This is a genomic window from Bartonella sp. AP258QHHD (genome assembly GCF_042196145.1).
GTDB lineage: Bacteria > Pseudomonadota > Alphaproteobacteria > Rhizobiales > Rhizobiaceae > Bartonella.
The window spans coordinates 1-1,055 of record NZ_JBHIPR010000013.1; the positions used below are offsets into that span (position 1 = coordinate 1).

1 protein-coding gene is annotated in these 1,055 nt (G+C 39.0%); it reads right to left on the minus strand.

Going from position 1 to position 1,055, the window contains the following annotated elements; translation table 11 throughout:
* Positions 1 to 112: 112 nt before the first annotated feature.
* Positions 113 to 871: an antA/AntB antirepressor family protein gene (locus tag ACFIMM_RS01000; RefSeq protein WP_375635088.1), complete on the minus strand. Its 759-nt coding sequence runs from the start codon at positions 869 to 871 to the stop codon at positions 113 to 115.
* Between the last annotated feature and the right edge of the window lie 184 nt (positions 872 to 1,055).

A 1,055-nucleotide genomic window follows, 5' to 3' on the forward strand; every position in this document is an offset into this window, starting at 1 on the left:
CTTTCTCGACGTTTCCAAAGTCTCGTAATGCGCGAATGCGGTGGAGAGTTTTGCCCCCAACTTCGATTGTTTCATCAGTAAGTTCATATTTCTTTTCCATAATGATAGCCTCTTAATGCATGCTTTGTCTTTTAAGCTCTTGAGACAGCACCCCCATGCCTTTTGTTGTGATTTTTGCTGAAGGAATGACTTTTTCAGTTCCATTTTCGGTTTGAATAGTGAGGGTTGAGCAATCCATTAGTCCTTTTTGGATTTTATCCTGATAAGGCAATAAGCGATCCCCGAAAGTGCGTCGATACACCCATCCTTTTTTCTGTAGGAAGAGAATGAATTGTTTTGGTTGCATTTCGAGCACTTTAGCGGCTTCAGTAAGACTGAAGAGCCCATCAGAGCGTTGCAAGCTTTCCAGAGCCATTGCTTTTGGTTTTAAATCTTCAATGATGATGTCTTTACGCTCATTTTCATTTTTTAGATGAGTTAATACACCTAACATTACTTGTGGACTTGAGTAATCGATTTGTGGTGTAACAACTTGCTTTGCACGCCGCTCGCATTCGATAAAATATTGACGGGCTTGTTTTCCTTTTTCATTACGCTCTACCATGGAAAGTTCTTTTGCCATTTCCAAGGTGAGATGATAATTAATTGCAATAACAGATCTAGATTTTGCGCTCGCCAAATTTGGTGACCGCAAATCTTGTGTTTTTACAAAGTCTTGTCCTTCTATAAAATTGTATCTGCTAATACGGTCCTTAATCCAATTGGAAAAGTCTCGTTTTGCTTCTAAGAATGCGTGCAAGTCACGAGCATTGACTGTCTGAACGCTTTCTTCGTTAATGGTGTTATTTGTAATAGTGATAGGATTATTCATAAGTTTACTCCATCCGATAATTTAATAAGAGGAAAGAGGGGGGCGCTTTTAAAAACGCCCTCTGTAGTATGTATAATGTGGGTAGTTTGGAATGACATCCGAAAGAGTTAAACGGTGCTGCTGTTCATAAGTACCGTATGTTTCATCTTCATATCGCTGCTGTTCGATTTCTTCTAAAAAAAAA

Excerpts from the sequence above, each read along its gene's own strand:
- ACFIMM_RS01000 (WP_375635088.1), bottom strand. The coding sequence starts at position 871 with ATGAATAATCCTATCACTATTACAAATAACACCATTAACGAAGAAAGC.